Source organism: Ralstonia sp. 22111, from assembly GCF_052045895.1.
In the GTDB taxonomy this organism is placed as follows: domain Bacteria; phylum Pseudomonadota; class Gammaproteobacteria; order Burkholderiales; family Burkholderiaceae; genus Ralstonia; species Ralstonia wenshanensis.
Genome location: NZ_JBQEPR010000005.1, coordinates 1 through 16947, shown reverse-complemented (window position 1 = coordinate 16947; position 16947 = coordinate 1). Strand labels below are relative to the sequence as shown.

The 16947-nt window shown below is 63.5% G+C and carries 30 protein-coding genes; 25 read left to right on the top strand and 5 right to left on the bottom strand.

The features are described 5' to 3' along the window. Positions 1 to 25: 25 nt before the first annotated feature. Genes ACTJK4_RS14070 through ACTJK4_RS14055 form a run of 4 tightly spaced genes read right to left on the bottom strand, consistent with a single transcriptional unit; the run spans position 26 to position 2094 of the window. Positions 26 to 976, bottom strand: coding sequence for a hypothetical protein (locus ACTJK4_RS14070; protein WP_440818190.1), 951 nt, complete (start codon positions 974 to 976; stop codon positions 26 to 28). Beyond that, positions 969 to 1559, bottom strand: a complete 591-nt coding sequence (locus tag ACTJK4_RS14065; RefSeq protein ID WP_440818189.1) for a hypothetical protein — start codon at positions 1557 to 1559, stop codon at positions 969 to 971. The genes ACTJK4_RS14070 and ACTJK4_RS14065 overlap by 8 nt, the downstream gene beginning before the upstream one ends. After that, the gene (locus ACTJK4_RS14060; RefSeq protein WP_440818188.1) at positions 1556 to 1720 is read right to left on the bottom strand and encodes a hypothetical protein; all 165 of its coding nucleotides are present in this window, start codon (positions 1718 to 1720) and stop codon (positions 1556 to 1558) included. Before ACTJK4_RS14060 ends, ACTJK4_RS14065 begins: the two co-directional genes overlap by 4 nt. After that, a complete protein-coding gene (locus ACTJK4_RS14055; protein ID WP_440818187.1) occupies positions 1717 to 2094 on the bottom strand; it encodes a hypothetical protein in 378 nt (125 codons plus the stop codon). The genes ACTJK4_RS14060 and ACTJK4_RS14055 overlap by 4 nt, the downstream gene beginning before the upstream one ends. A gap of 86 nt (positions 2095 to 2180) precedes the next feature. On the opposite strand from ACTJK4_RS14055, the gene ACTJK4_RS14050 reads away from it, so the two are divergent. Beyond that, a complete protein-coding gene (locus ACTJK4_RS14050) occupies positions 2181 to 2510 on the top strand; it encodes a hypothetical protein (protein ID WP_410843479.1) in 330 nt (109 codons plus the stop codon). 13 nt (positions 2511 to 2523) lie between these two features. Here ACTJK4_RS14050 and ACTJK4_RS14045 read toward each other — a convergent pair whose 3' ends face one another. Next, the gene (locus tag ACTJK4_RS14045) at positions 2524 to 2769 is read right to left on the bottom strand and encodes a helix-turn-helix domain-containing protein (protein WP_440818186.1); all 246 of its coding nucleotides are present in this window, start codon (positions 2767 to 2769) and stop codon (positions 2524 to 2526) included. 44 nt (positions 2770 to 2813) lie between these two features. On the opposite strand from ACTJK4_RS14045, the gene ACTJK4_RS14040 reads away from it, so the two are divergent. From ACTJK4_RS14040 to ACTJK4_RS13925, 24 genes are all read left to right on the top strand, one after another. Next, a complete protein-coding gene (locus ACTJK4_RS14040; protein WP_440818185.1) occupies positions 2814 to 3620 on the top strand; it encodes an XRE family transcriptional regulator in 807 nt (268 codons plus the stop codon). A gap of 138 nt (positions 3621 to 3758) precedes the next feature. After that, on the top strand, positions 3759 to 4103 hold the full coding sequence (locus tag ACTJK4_RS14035) for a hypothetical protein (protein WP_440818184.1): 345 nt from the start codon (positions 3759 to 3761) through the stop codon (positions 4101 to 4103). After that, complete coding sequence (locus ACTJK4_RS14030) at positions 4100 to 4249, top strand: hypothetical protein (protein ID WP_440818183.1); 150 nt, start codon at positions 4100 to 4102, stop codon at positions 4247 to 4249. The genes ACTJK4_RS14035 and ACTJK4_RS14030 overlap by 4 nt, the downstream gene beginning before the upstream one ends. A gap of 24 nt (positions 4250 to 4273) precedes the next feature. Further along, positions 4274 to 4966 (top strand): SGNH/GDSL hydrolase family protein, encoded by a 693-nt coding sequence (locus tag ACTJK4_RS14025; protein WP_440818182.1) that lies wholly within the window; start codon positions 4274 to 4276, stop codon positions 4964 to 4966. A 9-nt stretch (positions 4967 to 4975) separates the two neighbouring features. Then, positions 4976 to 5152, top strand: coding sequence for a hypothetical protein (locus ACTJK4_RS14020; RefSeq protein ID WP_440818181.1), 177 nt, complete (start codon positions 4976 to 4978; stop codon positions 5150 to 5152). Beyond that, on the top strand, positions 5152 to 5358 hold the full coding sequence (locus ACTJK4_RS14015; protein WP_440818180.1) for a hypothetical protein: 207 nt from the start codon (positions 5152 to 5154) through the stop codon (positions 5356 to 5358). The genes ACTJK4_RS14020 and ACTJK4_RS14015 overlap by 1 nt, the downstream gene beginning before the upstream one ends. Positions 5359 to 5388: 30 nt before the next feature. Then, entirely contained in the window at positions 5389 to 5682 is a 294-nt protein-coding gene (locus ACTJK4_RS14010; protein WP_440818179.1) for a KTSC domain-containing protein, read from the top strand. A 30-nt stretch (positions 5683 to 5712) separates the two neighbouring features. After that, positions 5713 to 6741 (top strand): hypothetical protein, encoded by a 1029-nt coding sequence (locus ACTJK4_RS14005; protein WP_440818178.1) that lies wholly within the window; start codon positions 5713 to 5715, stop codon positions 6739 to 6741. Beyond that, a complete protein-coding gene (locus tag ACTJK4_RS14000) occupies positions 6738 to 7193 on the top strand; it encodes a hypothetical protein (RefSeq protein ID WP_440818177.1) in 456 nt (151 codons plus the stop codon). The genes ACTJK4_RS14005 and ACTJK4_RS14000 overlap by 4 nt, the downstream gene beginning before the upstream one ends. Continuing rightward, entirely contained in the window at positions 7193 to 7810 is a 618-nt protein-coding gene (locus ACTJK4_RS13995; protein ID WP_440818176.1) for a hypothetical protein, read from the top strand. The genes ACTJK4_RS14000 and ACTJK4_RS13995 overlap by 1 nt, the downstream gene beginning before the upstream one ends. Next, on the top strand, positions 7767 to 8573 hold the full coding sequence (locus tag ACTJK4_RS13990; protein ID WP_440818175.1) for a hypothetical protein: 807 nt from the start codon (positions 7767 to 7769) through the stop codon (positions 8571 to 8573). The genes ACTJK4_RS13995 and ACTJK4_RS13990 overlap by 44 nt, the downstream gene beginning before the upstream one ends. Before the next feature lie 137 nt (positions 8574 to 8710). Beyond that, entirely contained in the window at positions 8711 to 8932 is a 222-nt protein-coding gene (locus ACTJK4_RS13985) for a hypothetical protein (protein ID WP_440818174.1), read from the top strand. Next, a complete protein-coding gene (locus ACTJK4_RS13980) occupies positions 8929 to 9132 on the top strand; it encodes a hypothetical protein (protein ID WP_440818173.1) in 204 nt (67 codons plus the stop codon). Before ACTJK4_RS13985 ends, ACTJK4_RS13980 begins: the two co-directional genes overlap by 4 nt. Continuing rightward, positions 9129 to 9497, top strand: a complete 369-nt coding sequence (locus ACTJK4_RS13975) for a hypothetical protein (protein ID WP_440818172.1) — start codon at positions 9129 to 9131, stop codon at positions 9495 to 9497. The genes ACTJK4_RS13980 and ACTJK4_RS13975 overlap by 4 nt, the downstream gene beginning before the upstream one ends. 25 nt (positions 9498 to 9522) lie before the next feature. Beyond that, positions 9523 to 10170: a hypothetical protein gene (locus ACTJK4_RS13970; RefSeq protein ID WP_440818171.1), complete on the top strand. Its 648-nt coding sequence runs from the start codon at positions 9523 to 9525 to the stop codon at positions 10168 to 10170. Between the two features lie 226 nt (positions 10171 to 10396). Further along, a complete protein-coding gene (locus ACTJK4_RS13965) occupies positions 10397 to 10714 on the top strand; it encodes an HNH endonuclease signature motif containing protein (protein WP_440818170.1) in 318 nt (105 codons plus the stop codon). A 69-nt stretch (positions 10715 to 10783) separates the two neighbouring features. Continuing rightward, complete coding sequence (locus ACTJK4_RS13960; protein ID WP_440818169.1) at positions 10784 to 11170, top strand: hypothetical protein; 387 nt, start codon at positions 10784 to 10786, stop codon at positions 11168 to 11170. Between the two features lie 9 nt (positions 11171 to 11179). Then, positions 11180 to 11725 carry a hypothetical protein gene (locus tag ACTJK4_RS13955; protein WP_440818168.1) on the top strand — a complete coding sequence of 182 codons (546 nt, stop codon included), beginning with the start codon at positions 11180 to 11182 and terminating at the stop codon, positions 11723 to 11725. After that, the gene (locus tag ACTJK4_RS13950; protein ID WP_440818167.1) at positions 11722 to 13626 is read left to right on the top strand and encodes a DNA cytosine methyltransferase; all 1905 of its coding nucleotides are present in this window, start codon (positions 11722 to 11724) and stop codon (positions 13624 to 13626) included. Before ACTJK4_RS13955 ends, ACTJK4_RS13950 begins: the two co-directional genes overlap by 4 nt. After that, entirely contained in the window at positions 13623 to 13868 is a 246-nt protein-coding gene (locus tag ACTJK4_RS13945) for a hypothetical protein (RefSeq protein ID WP_440818166.1), read from the top strand. Before ACTJK4_RS13950 ends, ACTJK4_RS13945 begins: the two co-directional genes overlap by 4 nt. Continuing rightward, on the top strand, positions 13861 to 14472 hold the full coding sequence (locus ACTJK4_RS13940) for a J domain-containing protein (protein ID WP_440818165.1): 612 nt from the start codon (positions 13861 to 13863) through the stop codon (positions 14470 to 14472). The genes ACTJK4_RS13945 and ACTJK4_RS13940 overlap by 8 nt, the downstream gene beginning before the upstream one ends. Before the next feature lie 35 nt (positions 14473 to 14507). Further along, complete coding sequence (locus tag ACTJK4_RS13935; protein WP_440818349.1) at positions 14508 to 15143, top strand: hypothetical protein; 636 nt, start codon at positions 14508 to 14510, stop codon at positions 15141 to 15143. Between the two features lie 52 nt (positions 15144 to 15195). Continuing rightward, on the top strand, positions 15196 to 15444 hold the full coding sequence (locus tag ACTJK4_RS13930; protein WP_440818164.1) for a DUF4224 domain-containing protein: 249 nt from the start codon (positions 15196 to 15198) through the stop codon (positions 15442 to 15444). Positions 15445 to 15448: 4 nt separating this feature from the next. Further along, complete coding sequence (locus ACTJK4_RS13925) at positions 15449 to 16519, top strand: tyrosine-type recombinase/integrase (protein ID WP_440818163.1); 1071 nt, start codon at positions 15449 to 15451, stop codon at positions 16517 to 16519. The last annotated feature ends 428 nt before the right edge of the window (positions 16520 to 16947 follow it).

Sequence of the window (16947 nt, the reverse complement as noted above, 5' to 3'; positions counted from 1 at the left end):
CTCGGATTGGTCTGACGGGTGCATGTCAGTGCTCCATGTCGACGGTAAGGGGGTCGGAAGGGGCTTGCGAGGTGCCTCGTGCTAGGTAGGCGGCGACGAGCGCATCGTTGTGGGCCGCTACGCCGTTCGCGTGGCCGTTGGCGCGCGGCGGTGCAACGTCGTTGGCGATGAAGCGGTCGATCTGGTCTGCGCTGCGCAGGATCAGCGCGATGCCGTTGTAGCGCTGGCCGCGGTCGTTCTCGCCCATGTTGTGCGGCGTCAGGCTGCAACCGCGAATGGCCCGGCAGAGATCGCGAGGCGAGTAACCCATGGCGATGGCGCCTTTGATGGCCTTGCGGCGCTTGTCGTCGAGGCGCGACTTCGGCGAATCCATGGTCTTCTGCCAGTACGCGAAGATCTGCTCGATCTCGTCGTCGGCTTTCGATGCAGGAGGCGCTTGCTCGTCGGACGTGAGCGACAAGTGTGTTTGCTCCTGTTTCTGCTCTTGTTCCTGCTCCTGTTCCTGTTCTTGGCTTCGATGGGGCTTTGAAGGGGCTATGAAAGGGGTATCAGAAGACCGGCGTTTTTTGAGGTGGAACGCAGCCTGATAGCGGTCAAAGAACGGGCCGAGAAACGGGCACACAGGCAGGGCGTCGTATTCCTTCTGGATGCCCTTGCAACGGAGGTCCGAATCCTTTAATTCATTGGCGATCTGGTAGGAAGCCATCTCGTAGACCCACACCATTTCCGACTTCTCGTCGAAGGCGCAAAAGCCCTCGTCGATACACACCTGAAGCCCCTTCCTAGACCCTTCGATGCCCAGGCCCGTTTCGTGGGCCATGTAGAGCAGCGGCTGGTAGAACAGGCCGAGCATGTTCGAGTGCGGCGAACTCATCAGATAGAGGGCGACGATGACCCCCTCCGAACCCCCTTTGCGGATGTCCTTGCCGGTTTGACCGGTCCAGAACTTCGGGGCGACCTTCGCGTAATCACGCATGGGCGACCTCCTGCATCGCATCGAGCTGCGCGTAGGATTCCCACATACGCAGGCTCGCCAGCCGCGCGAGATCCACAGCGGCGGCCGGCGAGATTGGCTTCGCATCCCTGTTGGGCTTTGCTGGCCGGGCCACTTTGACCTCCAGGCCTCGCTCGCCCTGGCTTAGCAACAGGACGCCCGATGCGGGGCTGCCCAGGTTGTCAAACAAGGAATCCATCCAGATGGCGGCGGGCAATGCGTAGTAGTGCTTCCAGATTCTCCGCGGCCATGTCAGGCGAAGCTCATCCCACACCGCAGGGCGATGGACGCTGTGCAGCGTGCCGTTGCGTTCCACACGCTGCTCAGGGCCGTATCCCGCGAACGTGCGCTTGACCCATTTGTCTTTGGCGGCGTCGGCCTTCAGGTCGGAACGGCTGATCTTGATTTCGACATCGATCAAGCGGAGGTTCTCGGTAACCGCGAGCAGGTCGGCCTCGTAACCGGTCCACGTGCAGTTCGGCACGACGACGAGATATTTGCGGTTGAACGTCTTCTGCGCGAGCGCGCGGCCGATCGTTTTTTCGGTCCAGGGGAAGTCGCTCATGCCTTCTTCCCCCGCAGCAGCGCCAGACCACAACGGCGCGCCTTCGCATAAATGCCGGCGAGCGTGTGCCGCGGGATCAGCCTGCCGAGCGCGTCGAGGCGCTTGGCCTGCGGATACTCGCGCACGAGCGTCGCCAGCTCGGTGGTAGTCCAGCGCGTCATACCCCCACCCCGGCCTTCTTCAGCAGCGCGAGCAGCTCGGGGCCCAACGCCTGGATCTGCTCCAGCGCGGCCTGTTTGCCGTTGCGGCTGTCGCCCAGGAACTTCTCGCAAAGGTAGTACAGCGGCGTCATGTCGCCGCTCGTTTCGAGATAGCGCTCGAAGGAATCCAGCGAGAAATGGCGCGTCGGGTCGTCCGAAAGCTGCACGCTGAGATTGCCGGGCGCCTGATCCAGATCGCCGGCCACGCGCTTGAGGCCGCGTCGATAGACGCCGGTGGCCACCACATCGCGCGCGCTGCTGTAGCGCTCGGTCAAGCCGGGCTCGAAGTCGAGCACGAGCTGGTTTTCGGTTTGGGATCGGGATTTGATAGCCACGGATAACACCTTTTATCTTTCGTTCTCGCCAGTTATCAATGGAGTGCGGTCAAAATTCGACCCATCAACGGAGCAGCGAAAAAGCAATGACGACGAAGACGCGCAGCGGCAGTTACCAGGTTGAGCACGAGCTGCTGATGCAGATCCTCGCGGCGCTGGCGGTGCACTTCCCCTACCCGCTTCCCGAGCCCGACAAGGTGCTCGGCGAGCTGGCCGGCGGCGATCGCGAGACGCTGTTCATGCATGTGCTGTATCTCCACTACCTCGGGTTCCTGCGCTCGAACCTGGTCGAGCTGTTCCGGTCCAGCGGACCGGATGACCTGTTTCACCCGGCTCGGCTGTCGTGGGGAGAGGGACCGGTGCTAACGCCGAAGGGGCTCAACGCGCATTTGGGCGTTGTGCCGGTGGTGTGGTGATAAGTGCGGGTGTTCATGCGGCCACCTGCTCTGCGGGAGCGGGTTCAGCGATGACGGGTGCCGGCGCGGCCTTGGCACGGCGCGGTTTCTTGATCTTCAGCGCGCGCAACTTTTCAACGGTGCTGGATCGCGGATCGGTGTGATCACCGCTCAGGATTCGGCTGATCGTGGCTTGCGTCACGCGCGCAGCGGATGCGATCTCGGCTTGCGTCATGCCGGCATCGATGGCTGCCTGAATGAGCTGTCGGGGTGTCTGCATGGTCTTGCTCCGTATGTAACGCACCAAATTCTATACGAAATCGTATGATCGTCAATGCGGAATCGGATAAACCATTGCAAGGCAACATGCGCACGCGCATATTGCCGGGCATGTCGAAGGTCGAAGAATCAAGGGTTGCCGCGAATCTGACGTGGCTAATGGAGAGGAAGAACCTCAATGCGAATTCGCTTGCGGTTGAACTGGCGCGCCTTGGCACGCCCGTGCCGCAACCGACCATCTTTCGCATTCAGAGCGGCGAGAGCCGCGACCCGCGCACATCCAGCCTCCAGCCGCTGGCCGACTTCTTCGGTGTGACAGTGGCGGCGTTGCGCGAGCACGACTTCACAAAGGAGGGGTTGCCTCAATCGATGCTGGTGTTCCAGCGCGTGCCGAAGATGCGCAACCTCGTTTCAGCGGACGATACCGACGAGCCCACCGGCGAGATCCCTTACTGGGATGCGAAGGGATCGTGCGGCGGCGGCAGAATGAACTGGGAAGATCACCCGTCGGGAAACCTCATCAAAGAGGCCAGCTTTTTCAAGAAGTACCACCTGAAGCCGAGCAACGCGGTGGCCATCTATGCCGATGGCGATAGCATGGCCGACTTCATAGTCGACGGTGATATCGTGATCTTCGACCGCTCGAAGACTGAACCGCGCAGCGGGCGCATCTTCCTGATCGAGCACCCTGAGGGCCTACGCATCAAGCAACTGCGTCGCAGTATCGACGGCTCGTGGATCCTTGAGAGTCGGAATGCCGACAAGCGCCAATACCCCGATGAGGCCATTCACCCCTCTCACGCCGAGCTGCTGAAGATCGTCGGCGAGTTCGTCTACCGCCAAGGCGGATAGAAGCGCCGAGCAGCAAGCAAACCGATGCCGGGCATGCCCCGGCTTTTTTTTCGCCTAAATCATACGAAATCGTATTGACATCGCAATGCGCGTTCGTATAATTCCGCTCATACACATTCGTATGACGGAGCGCAGGCGATGAAGACCACACAGACGCGAAACCACCGACACCTTATCGGCGCGGCGCTGATCTTCCGCATCCGCGCGAAGGCTGCCGCCAAGGCGACGGCGCAGTCCACGACGGCCCTCCACGACGGCCAACCGCTGGTTGCGGCCAACGCCACGTTCCTCTGCAACGCCTATTTCGGCGCCGTGCGCGTCGACCTCTATGGCACGTCGCACCGCCTGCGCACTGGGATCGTCGTCGACCTCGACGATGCGGCCATCGCCGGCACGCAGATCAGCCTCATCAATTCGCTGAACGACAAGCAATGGCAAGACCTGCACGAGCAAGCGCAGATCGCCATCGAGGAGGCCGCGTGATCTACGTCTACGCAGCTATCGGCCTGCTGACCACTCTCGCCTTGGTCTGGGGCTTTATCGCCCTCGTAAACAAGCTGGCCGGCGAGCTTCTCGCCGATCCCATGGAGCACCACGACGACCAGCGCTCGCAGCGCGGCCGGTACTGACCAACAAAAAAACCGAGGTAGACGATGAAAAAGAATCTGATCGCGGGCGCTGCGCTCGCCCTGATGGCTCTGTCACTGCAAGGTTGCGGCGGCGGCGGTGACAGCGGCGCAGACAGCACTGCAACGACTGCCGCGCCTGCGCCAGCAACCAAGCCCGCGCCGGTCCTGATCGAGGAATACGGCGACTCCACCACGTACGGCGGCGGCCTGTCCACAAGCGAGCCGGCCGTGCTGCAAACGCTGTTGGGCGACACCGCGGTGGTGAGCAATCAGGGGCACGGTGGCTGGACATCGGACAGCTTCTACAACCTGCCGTGGGCAAAGGCGATGGCCGATTCCAAGGCCCGCATCGTGACGATCAACGTCGGCATGAACGACGCCTATCAGCCAAACGGGGTCAGCGTTGACCGCTACGCCCAACTGGTGACGATGCTGGTGCAGATCGCCCGCGGCGCCGGCAAGACGGTCGTGCTCTATGAACCGAACCCTTCCTGCGAAGCCGTGCGCGCACCGCTTCCGGATTACGTCGCCAAGCTGCGCGCTGTCGCCAAGGATCAAAACGTTCCGCTGGTGCCGCACTACTCCGCAATTCTGGCCATGCCTGACTGGCAGAAGCTGCTGCCCGACTGCACGCATCCGTCGCCCGCGCTCTACGCGCAGATCGCACAGATGAACGCCAACGTGCTCGCGCCGATGGTCAAGGCGCTGGCGCAGTAGGAGCCTGACATGCACCTCACCGACAACGAAGCCGCCGCCCGCCAGGCCGATCGCGAAAACCGTCTCATGGAATACGCGCGCCGCAAACTCAACAACGTGCTTTTGCTGGTTGTGATGCTGGGCTCAGTCGTATGCGTCGTGGCCGCCGAAGTGGTCAGCGCACTGATTAAGCAAGGGGTTCTGTGATGCTGACCAACCACTACCGCACCCGCGACTACCGCGTCGCGCGCTCGCTGAACGAGGCCTTCGGCCCGTATGCCGAGCTGAACGTCGAGCACGGAAAACACCTGTCGGACCGCACGCTCAACTGGCTCGGCGCCATCTGCGTGGGCATCGGTGTCGGCGTGACGTTGTACCTCGTCGTCGCTTTCGCCGCCGGCCCCGGCGCCTGAATTCCCCCTGCCCACCACCGGAGCACCAGCATGACCACCACCGCCGCACCCGTTATCGCCATGGATGAAGTCGAGTCGTCGCAGATCCACTCGATCGGCTACGACTCGGCCAGCCAGACCTGCGCCATCCGCTTCAAGGATCGCAAGACCGGCGCGCCCACGTCGCTCTACCACTACTTCGACTTCACGCCGGAGAACTGGGACGCCTTCCGCAACGCCGAGTCGTTCGGCTCCCACTTCGGCCGCTTCATCAAGCCGAACAAAGAGCGCTTCCCGTACGTGTGCGTCGAGAAGATGCCCGCACCGGTGGCGCACGCCGAGTAATCCCGCAACCGCCACTCCCAGAGAAATCGCATGACCGCTACCACTCTCCCAGTTCCTGCCAGCGCTACGGCCAATGTGCCCGTGCGCGCCGGCTTCTTCGACCTCGAAGGCTTCGAGCTGCTCCAGCGCGTTGCAAAGGCGTTCGCCTCGTCGACGCTAGTGCCGCAGCAGTTCCAGGGCAACATGGCCAACTGCATGATCGCGCTGAACCTGGCCGAGCGGCTCAAGGCTGACGCGCTGATGGTGATGCAGAACCTGTACATCGTGCACGGCCGGCCCGGCTGGTCGGCGAAGTTCCTGATCGCCACCTTCAACCACTGCGGGCGCTTCACGGCTGTGAAGTACGAGTTCTTCGGCCAGCCCAATACCGATGAGTGGGGCTGCCGCGCATCGTCAGTTGAGCTGAGCAGCGGCGAGCGCATCGTCGGGCCGGACATCACCATCAAGATGGCGAAGGAAGAAGGCTGGTACAACAAGACCAGCTCGAAGTGGAAGACCATCCCGCAGCTCATGCTCATGTATCGCAGCGCCGGCTGGATGATCAACACGGCAGCGCCCGAGATCTCCATGGGCCTGCCGACACAGGAGGAGTTGCACGACATCATCGACGTGCGCCCCGACGGCACCGTTTCCTTCGGCGGCGTGGAAGAAGGGAGCGGCCGCGCTCCGGCCGCAGTCGAAGTGCCGCAGCCGCAATCGAAAAGCGAGCGCGCCGCAGCCGCGATCGAGGCATCGCAGCCCAACACGCTGCAGCAAGAACTGCCGACGACTGGCGAAGCTCAGCCCGTACCGACGCCCGCCCCGGCTGCCGTGCGCACGCCGCGCCGTGCCCCCGCGCCGGCCCCGGCACCTGCCGCGCGCGAACCCGGCTCCGATGATGATTTCGAGCAGGCCGCCGGTACGCCGGCCAGCGAGAGCGTCATCCGCATCCTCAAGACCAAGATGGAGCAGGCAGCGCTGGGCGAGGCCGACATGCGCAAGCACTTCGGCTTCGGCTACGACGGCGTGACCACGGCGAACTACAACGACGTGGTGGCCTGGACTGAGTGCCCAGCATGAGCCATCCCAACGAACGCCATGGGCAAAGCAATTCGCCCACATGGAAATCGTGGCGATCCATGCGCGATCGTTGCGGCAACCCGGGGAGCCGGAGCTATTCGGACTACGGCGGTCGAGGCATCAGTGTTTGCGAGCGATGGAATCTGTTCGAGAACTTCCTCGCCGACATGGGTGAACGCCCTTCACGAAGGCACTCGATCGACCGGTATCCGAACACAGATGGCAACTACGAGCCGACCAACTGCCGATGGGCTACACCGGCTGAGCAGGCAAGAAATCGGCGGAGCAACCGGGTGTTGAACTTTCGCGGTGAAAGCAAGTGTGTCTCCGCATGGGCCGATGCCATCGGGATTGACCGGCTGACGCTCCAGCGCCGTCTGTATCTCGGATGGAGTGTTGAGCGGGCTCTTACTACACCTCTGGCAACCCAGTTTTCGCGTCGAAGGAAATGATGACTGAACTGCAATTCGATCCTGTCGGGCACGTGTACACGGTGGGCGCACAGCGCGTGCCCAGCGTGACGCAGATCCTCGCGCCGTTGGTCGACTATTCCCAGGTGCCGCGCACCGTGCTCGAACGCGCACGGCAGCTCGGCTCGGCCGTACACCGCATGACGGAACTCTACGATCTGGACGACCTGGACATGGACGACCTCGCCGATGAGCTGCGGCCGTATCTCACCGCGTGGATCAAGTTCCGCGCTGAGACCGGCTTCGTGCCCGAGACGATCGAAAAGCGGCTCTACCACCCCGCCCTGCGCTTCGCCGGCACGCCCGACCGCTCTGGGCTCATCAACCGCCGCCGCGCCGTGATCGACATCAAGAAGATGCTCTATCTCGGCCCGGTGATCGGGCTGCAGCTCGCCGCCTACCAGGAACTGTTCGAGAAGAACGGCACGCACGTCGAGGACCGCTATGCGCTGGGCCTGCGCGCCGACGGCACCTACCGCCTCCAACCCTACACCGATAAGAGCGACTGGCCTGTGTTCCTGTCGCTGTTGACCACCCGCAACTGGAAGGAAAAACATGGATACGAAACCGCTGGTGAACCTGCAAGTGCCGCAGCCTGAGCAGGCGCTATTTAAACAGGCCACGTCCGCGCTGGAAATGGCCCAGGCGTACACGATCGACAGCCCGCAGGTGCGCGATCTGGCCGCGCGTGAGCTGACGAAGATCAAGGGCTTGCAGAAGGCCGTCGAGGAAACGCGTAAGGGCATTACGCAGCCCATCGACGCCGCGAAGAAAGCGGTGATGGATCTGTTCCGTGCGCCGACCAACTATCTCGACCAGGCCGAGGTGCTGCTCAAGCAGGCCATCACGACCTATGACCGCGAGCAAGAGCGCAAGCGGATCGAGGAACAGGCCAAGGCTGAAGAGCTGGCCCGCCAGGAACGCGCACGCATGGAAGCCGAGGCCGCCGCCGCTGCCGCCGCCGCAGAGGCCGAGGCGCAGGAGATCCAGCGCAAGGCGCAGGCCGCTGCCGCGGCGGGCGATGTGGAAGCCGCAGCGCGCCTGAACGCCGAGGCCGAGAGCCGCGTCGAGCAAGGCGCTGCCGAGGCCGCCACGCTGCAGCAGACCGCCACGCTCATCACCGCGCCGGTCGTCGCTTCCATCCCGCAGACGAAAGGCGTGTCGACCCGCATGGTGTGGAAAGCCGAGGTGACCGACAAGCTTGCGCTCGTGCGCTTCGTGGCCGCGCACCCCGAGTACGTCGATCTGCTCGACGCCAACATGCCGGCGATCAACAAGATCGCGCTGGCTCTCAAGAAGAACTGCCCGCTGGACGGCGTGCGCGTGTTCGAAGACGCCGTTCTCGCTGCGAGGGCCGCGTAATGGACCAGTCCGAAAACCGCTTTTACCGTGAGTGCACTGACGTGGCTTCAGACGGCGGCTCGGCGTTTCCGAGCGGCGAAATGGTCGTCGAACAGCGTCGAGATGGATCGCAGCGATCTATTGCGAACTCCCCTGGAATGTCTCTCCGCGACTACTTCATCGCCCACATCGGCGACGAGAATCAGGGCGATGAAGGGTGCGACTACGCGGACTCGGTAAAGGCGCTGCTCGTCGGCCGCCCCTGCCCGAGCGGCCCCGTCGACGGCTGGCTGGCGGTGCTCCAGTTCGAGGCCGACTTCCGCGCTGCCTGGCGCGTGATGCGCGCTGACGCAATGCTGCGTGCGCGGGGTGCTGCATGACCGCCGATTGCGCCATCCGCCAAGCGCTCGCGCGGATCGCTCCGCACCTCGAAACGCTGCCACCCATTGACCGTGAGCTGCTGCGGCCAGCCGTGCGCACGATCGAGAACGACGTTGAAGTGATCGCCGTGCCCGAGCGCGTCGTCGCGCGCATCCGCGACATCGACGCCCGTCTCCCCAAGAACAGGAACCCGCAATGACCACCCTCACCGCAGAGAAATTCGACCAGTGGGCCATCGTCGAGCTGTTCGGCCACCAGCGCATCGCCGGCCGTGTGACCGAGCAGACCATCGGCGGTTGTGCCTTCGTGCGCATTGACGTGCCTGCCTGCGATGCAGCCGGCAGCAACCCGGCCACGCAGGCCTTCACGAAGCTCTTCGGCAACGGTGCCATCTACGGCATCAGCTTCGTCGACGAGGCCACCGCATGCATGGCCGCGCGTCAACTGCGCGTGCAGCCGATCAACACGTACGAGCTGCGTCGCTCTCTGCAGGATCTGCCGTCGATCGGCGGAATGCCCGCGACGCAGCCCGAGCTGCTCGAAGACGACGACACGCCCTACTGATACCCCACCCCCACGGAGCACCACCATGAACATGTTCGAGATCGACCGGCAACTGGTCAAAGTCCGCAGCGTCACCAACGTCGCCGAGTTCAAGGGCGACAAACGCGAGCACGCATGCAGCGTGAAATTCGAGTATCAGACCAGCAACATGGTGCTCGATGTGCTGGAGCCTGGCCTGCGCAAAGCCTTCTACGAGAAGGACAACGGCAAGACGCAGACCAATGACAAGGGGCAGGAAGAGATGTCGCTGCCGCGACAGGACGTCGACCTCACGCAGCGCAAGCTGCCGCTGGTCAACATGCCGCTGAAGCTCGCGAAAGAGCTGGCCGGCTACAAACTGATCTACCACTGCGGCGCCAGCGAGGCGTCGGAGATCCGCCTGGCCGAGGTGGAACTGTCCGACTTCGCAGTGAACCTGCAACCGGGCGGCACCGTCACCGTCGTCTTCAACGCCTACTCGAAGCCGGGCGCCGACGTGCAGGGCCGCATCGACCACATGGCACAGACCGAAATCGAGATCAGCCTGATCGCGCCGGAAGAACGGCAACAGGAACTCAAGCCGGCCGACGGCAAGAGCGCCAGCAAGAAGACGGCGGCCGAGAAGAAAGGCGGCAGCGACGATCCCTTTGCCAATTCTGATTTGGCGCAGGACCACACCAAGATCACTGCGTAGCCGGATTCTGGAGAGCGTTGTGGGAATGCCCAGATCGAAACTCGAAGTCGGCCAACGATTCGGGAAACTGACCGTGGTCGAGAAGGTAAGCCGCCCTCGCCGCACATGGTGTGTTTGCGCGTGTGACTGCGGGAATTCCAAAACCGTCAGAGCCTATTCGTTACTCAACGGCGATTGCAGGTCTTGCGGCTGCCTTCAGCGCGAAATCGGTTCTTGGAACAAAGGCATGAAGGGCATCCACTTGAGCCCGAAGTCCGAGTTCAAGAAGGGCCGCACCACCCACAACCGCCTTCCAGTTGGATCGGAAACGATCAGGAGAGACAAAGGGTCTGGCGCTTCTCGCGTGTATCGGAAAGTCGCCGAACCCAACGTGTGGCGTTTGCGGGCGGTTCTTGTATGGGAATCGCTTAACGGCCCGGTGCCGAAGGGCTGCGTAGTCCATCACAAAGATAAGGATTCCATGAACGATGCGCCGGGAAACCTGGAGTGCCTGTCCAGAGCAGAGCATGCACGTGAACACAAGCACGATCTTCATCCAACGTAACGATCCCCCCCTTTGGGCGGCGCACTCCCCCGTCGGCGCCGCCCCTTTTTCTTTCCATCGAGCACGGCCATGGCCCACCTCAACCTGCAGAACATCGTCAACGGCGGCAAGCGGCGCGGCGAGCGCAACGCGCACAAGGTGTGCACTGCGCTGATGGCTGCCAAAGCCAAGGGATGCACCACGCGCGAGCTGGCTGCATGGACCGGGCTGTCGCCGCAAACGTGCCTCGTGCACATCCACAAGATGCGCGACCGCCAGGAGGTGCATCTGGGCAAGCCGCGCGCGATCAAGAACCGATTCATCGACGTGTGGGTGTACGGGCCGGAAGACCCGGCAGTCGAAGCGCTGCGCGCCGACCCGGAAGAAGCCGAGATGAAAGCCGACATTGCCGCGGCGCACGAGGAATGGATGTGCGATTGGCGCCCGCACCGCGCGCCAGAGGCCGCCTGGATCTGAGAGGAACACATGCAAAACGAAACCGTATCCCGCGCGCTGTACGACGCCATGCGGATGGCACTGAAAGACATCGAGGCGGTGCTGGCACGGCACGGCTGCCCGCCGGGCGCCACCATGACCGATTGGGTCGACGAGCAGCTCACCGCGCTGGCGGCGGCCACGAAGCCCGTCGACATGGTGCTGCTGTGCCCGAACTGCGGCATGCAGCACGTCGATGCCGTCGAGACCGGTACCGCGCTGTCGCGCTCGGGCCTGGACACGCTCACCGAGACCGAGGTGGTGACCTGGAGCAACCCGCCGCACCGCTCGCATATGTGCCATTCGTGCGGCCACCAATGGCGCCCGGCCGACGTGGCGACCAATGGCGTCGCTGAGCTGAAGACGAAGGGCAAGAACGACTCGCCGCGCGGCGCGCGCGAGAAGAGCCAACACGCTTACCTTGATCGAGCTGCCGCGATTTCACAGAGGCCGGTCGCTTTCATCACAGAAACGCCTCCCTGCGCCGGCGTAACCCGCCCGCTTCCGCCGATCAACGGCAAGGGCGGTGCAGCATGATCCGCCGCAACTACAACGTCTTCACCATGTGCAGTGGCCTGGGCGGCGGCGCCAAAGGCTTTCAGGAAGCTGTCTCACAGGTCGGCAACATGACGGCGACCTGGACCTGCATCGGCGGCATCGACAACGACCCAGCCGCCGTGCGTGACTTCGCAAAGCTGGTGGGCGTTCCTTGCACGCTGATGGACCTCTTCACACGCCAGCAGTACACCGCGTTTCACGGCGCCGAACCGCCGAAGGAATGGCGCGAAGCGACTGCCGAAGACGTCCGCCGAGCTGCTAGTTACCAGCATCCGCACTGCGTCTTCATCTCGTCGCCGTGCAAGGGCGCTTCGGGTCTACTTTCGGAAACGCTGAGCCGCACGCCGAAGTACCAGGCGCTCAACGAACTGACGCTGCGCTGCGTGTGGCTGATGTGCGAGGCATGGAAGGATGATCCGGTCGAGCTGATCGTGTTCGAAAACGTGCCGCGTTTAGCTACGCGCGGGCGCCACCTGCTGGACCAAATCGGACAGATTCTGCGCCACTATGGTTACGCAGTGAACGAGACGACGCACGATTGCGGCGAGATCGGCGGCCTTGCCCAGAGCCGAAAGCGCTTCCTGCTCGTCGCGCGACACACAGCGAAGGTGCCGGCGTTTCTGTACGAGCCGCCCGTCAAGCGCCTGCAGGGCGTAGGCACCGTGCTCGGCCGCATGCCGCTGCCGGGCGACCTGGCCGGCGGCCCGATGCACCGCGTGCCCTCGCTGCAGTGGAAGACGTGGGTACGGTTGGCCTTCGTCGAGGCCGGAAGCGACTGGCGCAGCTTGAACAAGCTCGCGATCGAGAACGGCCACCTGCGCGACTATCTGATCGTGCCGGAAATGCACAACGGCGTGCTGGGTGTCGGTCATTGGGGCGAGCCCAGCGGCACCATTGCCGGCCGTAGCGGCCCCACGAACGGCACGTTCTCGATTGCCGATCCGCGTGGCCCCGCGAACGCCGCCCAATACCAGCAGTACGGCGTGCTCAATTGGCAGGAGCCCTCAGGCGCGATCATCGGCGTGAAGTCGCCGGGCCAAGGCACGTTCAGCGTGGCCGATCCACGCCACATGGGGCCTGAGAAGCACAGCAACGAATATCGGATCGTCCCTTGGACGCAGGCCGCGGGCGCCGTCACCAGTGCGCACGGTACCGGTCAATGCGTGGCCGATCCGCGCCGTGACGGCCCAACGTTCGGCAAATACGCTGTGACGCCCTGGGGCGATGCCACGGGAACGATCATCGCTGGCAGCACGACTGGCCAGGGCGCTTTCGCGGTGGCGGATCCGCGTACCGGTTGGCCTGAATCGGCTCACGCCAGCAAGTTGAAGGTCACGCCCTTCGATGAGCCTGCTGCGACGGTGACAGGTGCTCGCTTTGGCAGTGGCGCACTTGCAGTGGCAGACCCGCGCCCCGGCATGCGCCGCGAGCGCGGCGACAATTACCTGACCGGCGGCCACTACGGCGTTGTAGGTTGGGATCAACCGAGCGGCGCTGTATCGGCGGCGGCTGGGCACGACAACGGCCGATGGTCGGTCGCCGATCCGCGCATGCCGGCACCAAATGACAAGCTGGTGGCGATCATCCGCGCGCTTGACGGCACGTGGCACCGTCCGTTCACCACGCTTGAGCTGGCTGCACTGCAGTCGCTGATCGAGCCCGAGGAGTACCTGGAGTTGGACGGCCTGAGCGATCAAGCGTGGCGCGAGCGCATCGGCAACGCAGTGCCAAAGCTCGCAGGGAAGGCAATTGGCGGAGTAATGGGCACCACCCTGCTGCTGGCGGAATCCGGCGAAACCTTCCAGCTTTCCGCGACGCCTGTCTGGGTGCGGCCGGTCGCGGTGGCGCTGTCGGTCGAACAGATTCTGGGGGCCGCATGACAACTAAGACGATACCGGCGCGCACGATCACGACCTGCGATTGCTGCGGCGTCGAGATGACCGGAAAAAACAGTCGTCTCGATGGTGGCATCAAGATCAAAGAGAACGGGCTCGACTTTCAGGGTATGGCCGTGGCTGATGCAAGTCGTTCGTTCGATCTGTGCGATGACTGCCTGCCGAAAGTCAAACGCGCCATCAACGATGTGTTCGAAGCCGCAGCCACCGGAGAGAGCAATGTTTGACGCATACCCACTGCAGTGGCCCGCCGGCCGGCCGCGCACCCTCGCCTACAACCGCGAAGCAGCGAAGTTCGATGTGACGTTCGCCCGTGCGCGCGACAACATCGTGCGCGAGGTGACGCTGCTGTGCGGCGGCCGGTTCGCTGCCGATCCGCAGATCGTCGTGAGCACGAACGTGGCGTTGCGCCGCGACGGCCTGCCGCTCGCCAACCAGCGCCAGCCGGATGACGTGGGCGTGGCCGTCTACTTCGTCTACAAGAAGCGCCAGATGTCGTTCGCCTGCGACCGCTGGCGCAAGATCGAGCACAACATGCAGGCCATCGCCAAGACGATCGAGGCGCTGCGCGGCATCGCGCGCTGGGGCACTGGAGACATGCTGGAGGCGGCTTTCACCGGCTTCGCTGCGCTGGCCGCGCCGGGCGCCGAGAAGACTTGGCGCGAGGTGCTGGGCGTGGCCGCTGGTGAGCGCGACATCGACACCGTGCGCGCGGCGTTCCGCCGACAAGCTGCCGAGCACCACCCGGACCGCGGCGGCTCGCTTGAGCGGATGGCAGCGGTAAATGCGGCGTGGCAGCAGGCAAAGGCTGAACTGGGGGTGGCACCGTGAGCGCAAAAGAACGTCCGATCCTGTTCAGCGGCGCCATGGTGCGCGCCATTCTCGATGGCCGGAAGACGCAGACGCGACGAATCCTCAAGCCGCAACCAATGCACCCCGGTTTTGCGTCGCGTCATACGCTGGCCACTGACGATGAGGGTCAGGACTTATACGTGGGTAGTGCGACCCTCGCGTCACCGATTCGCTGCCCCTATGGCAAGCCCAGTGACCGCCTGTGGGTTCGCGAAACATGGTCGCCACGAATCGTGCATACGTGCTACGACATGGGATGCGACTGCGACAACGTGTGGGTTGATTACGTTGCAGGCGGTGAAGGAAAACACTTCAGCGGCGGCGATATTCCCGACGATTGGTACATGCCACAAGCGGCTCTGAAGGGGCGCACCGTTCCATCGCTGCATATGCCGCGTTGGGCGAGCCGCATCACCTTGGAAGTCACCGGCGTGCGCGTCGAACGGCTGAACGACTGCAGCGATGAAGACGCTCGCGCGGAGGGCGCCGTGTGCGTGGATGAAGTCAGCGGACGCGAGGTTCTATTCCCGGGCGCATCCAACGCGGGAAGCTTCCGCTTTGGCTATCAGCATCTGTGGGACACCATCAACGGCAACGGCTCATGGGCCTCGAACCCCTGGGTGTGGGTGGTGGAGTTCAAGAAGGTATGAAAGAAGCAGCACAACGCATCATCGAAACGACGAAACGAGACTGGGGCCTGAAATGAGCGACACCTTCCTCTCCCCTCAAGAAATCGAAGAGCTGACCGGCGTGAAGACCGGCAAGAACAACCGCAAGCGCGAACAACTGCAGATCGATTGGCTGCGCGCGGCTGGCATCCCGTTCTGGGAAAATGCGCGCGGGCGGCCAATCGTCGCGCGCGCCGCGATCGAGGGGCGCCGAACCGCCGAGGTCGCGGCCGCCGAACCGAAGAAGAAGTGGCAGCCCCCCACCCTTTCGCTCGTAGGCTGACATCATGGGCAGGAAACCGACGCGCAACACCAACTTGCCTGCCGGCATGCGTGCGCGCCATCGCGGCGCGAAGACCTACTATTTCTACGACCTGGGCGGCAAGCCACGCAAGGAACTCTCGCTGGGTACCGATTACGTCGAGGCCGTGCGAAAGTGGTCCGAGCTGGAGCAGGCCAAGGCTCCCGCCGGCCCGATTGTGACATTCGACCAGGCGGCGACCCGCTATGTTGGCGACGTGCTGCCCACCAAATCACCGCGCACGCGCAGCGACAACGTGAAGGAACTCGACAACCTGCGCGAGTTCTTCGCGGGCGCGCCGCTCGACGAGATCGAACCGACGCACGTTCGGGCCTATTTCCGCTGGCGCGCCGAGAAAGCGCGTAAGTGGTACGAGGAGAAAGGCCGAACGGCACCGCACGACGCCGGCCATGTGCGTGCAAACCGGGAGGTCGCGCTGTTCTCGCACGTGTTCAACTATGCCCGCGACTCTGGCCTCACAAAGGCGCCGAACCCGTGCGCGGGCGTGAAGCGCAACGCCGAGGAAGGTCGCGATGTGTACGTCGAAGATGACGTGTTCGCCGCCGTGTACAAGGCTGCCGATCAGCCGCTGCGCGACGCAATGGACTTGGCCTACCTGACCGGTCAGCGCCCGGCCGACACCCTGCGCTTCGACGAGCGCCACATCAACGGCACCAACGAGCTGGAGATCCAGCAGGGCAAGACGAAGAAGAAGCTGCGCATTGCCGTGGTGGGCGAGCTGGCCGTCGTGGTCGAGCGCATCCGCGCGCGTAAGAAGGGCTACAAGGTCGTGAGCACTGCGCTGGTGGTCAACGAGTCGGGGCAGCGGCTGGGCCGCGACGCTCTGCGCTCGCGCTTCGACAAGGCACGCGAGGCTGCCGGCATCGACAAGGATGCGTTCCAGTTTCGCGACCTGCGCGCAAAGGCTGGCACGGACAAAACCGACATGTCGGGGGACATTCGCCAGGCGCAGATCCAGCTCGGCCACTCATCTCTCGCCATGACCGAGCACTACGTGCGGCAGCGCCGCGGCGACAAGGTGAAACCTACCCGGTAAACCGTTCCGCAAAACGGGCTCGCCATACGGTGGAATGCGGGTCTGCGGGCACCTCGTCCGGATGTTTTGCGGAACGGTCTTTATACCTAAGTGATTGACGCACCTATAAATTGGGGTGGACTCTTAATCCGTAGGTCGAGTGTTCGAGTCACTCACGCCCCACCACCCTCCCCAAGGGTAAGAAAATCAAGCACTTGCGAGCAATCGTCGGTGCTTTTTTTTCGTCCCTAGCGAGGGGCGCAGTGCCGAAACCGTGCCCTTTGCCGGAATTCTGCCGGAACGGAGAACCGGGCCAAGCGAAACATCAACCTTTCGCATGGAGTCTCCGGAATGGCATACATCAGCCAACGCGGCGCCTACTGGCGCGCCGAAGTCCGCAAGCGCGGACACAAGCCCATCTACCGCACCTTCGACACACGACAGCAAGC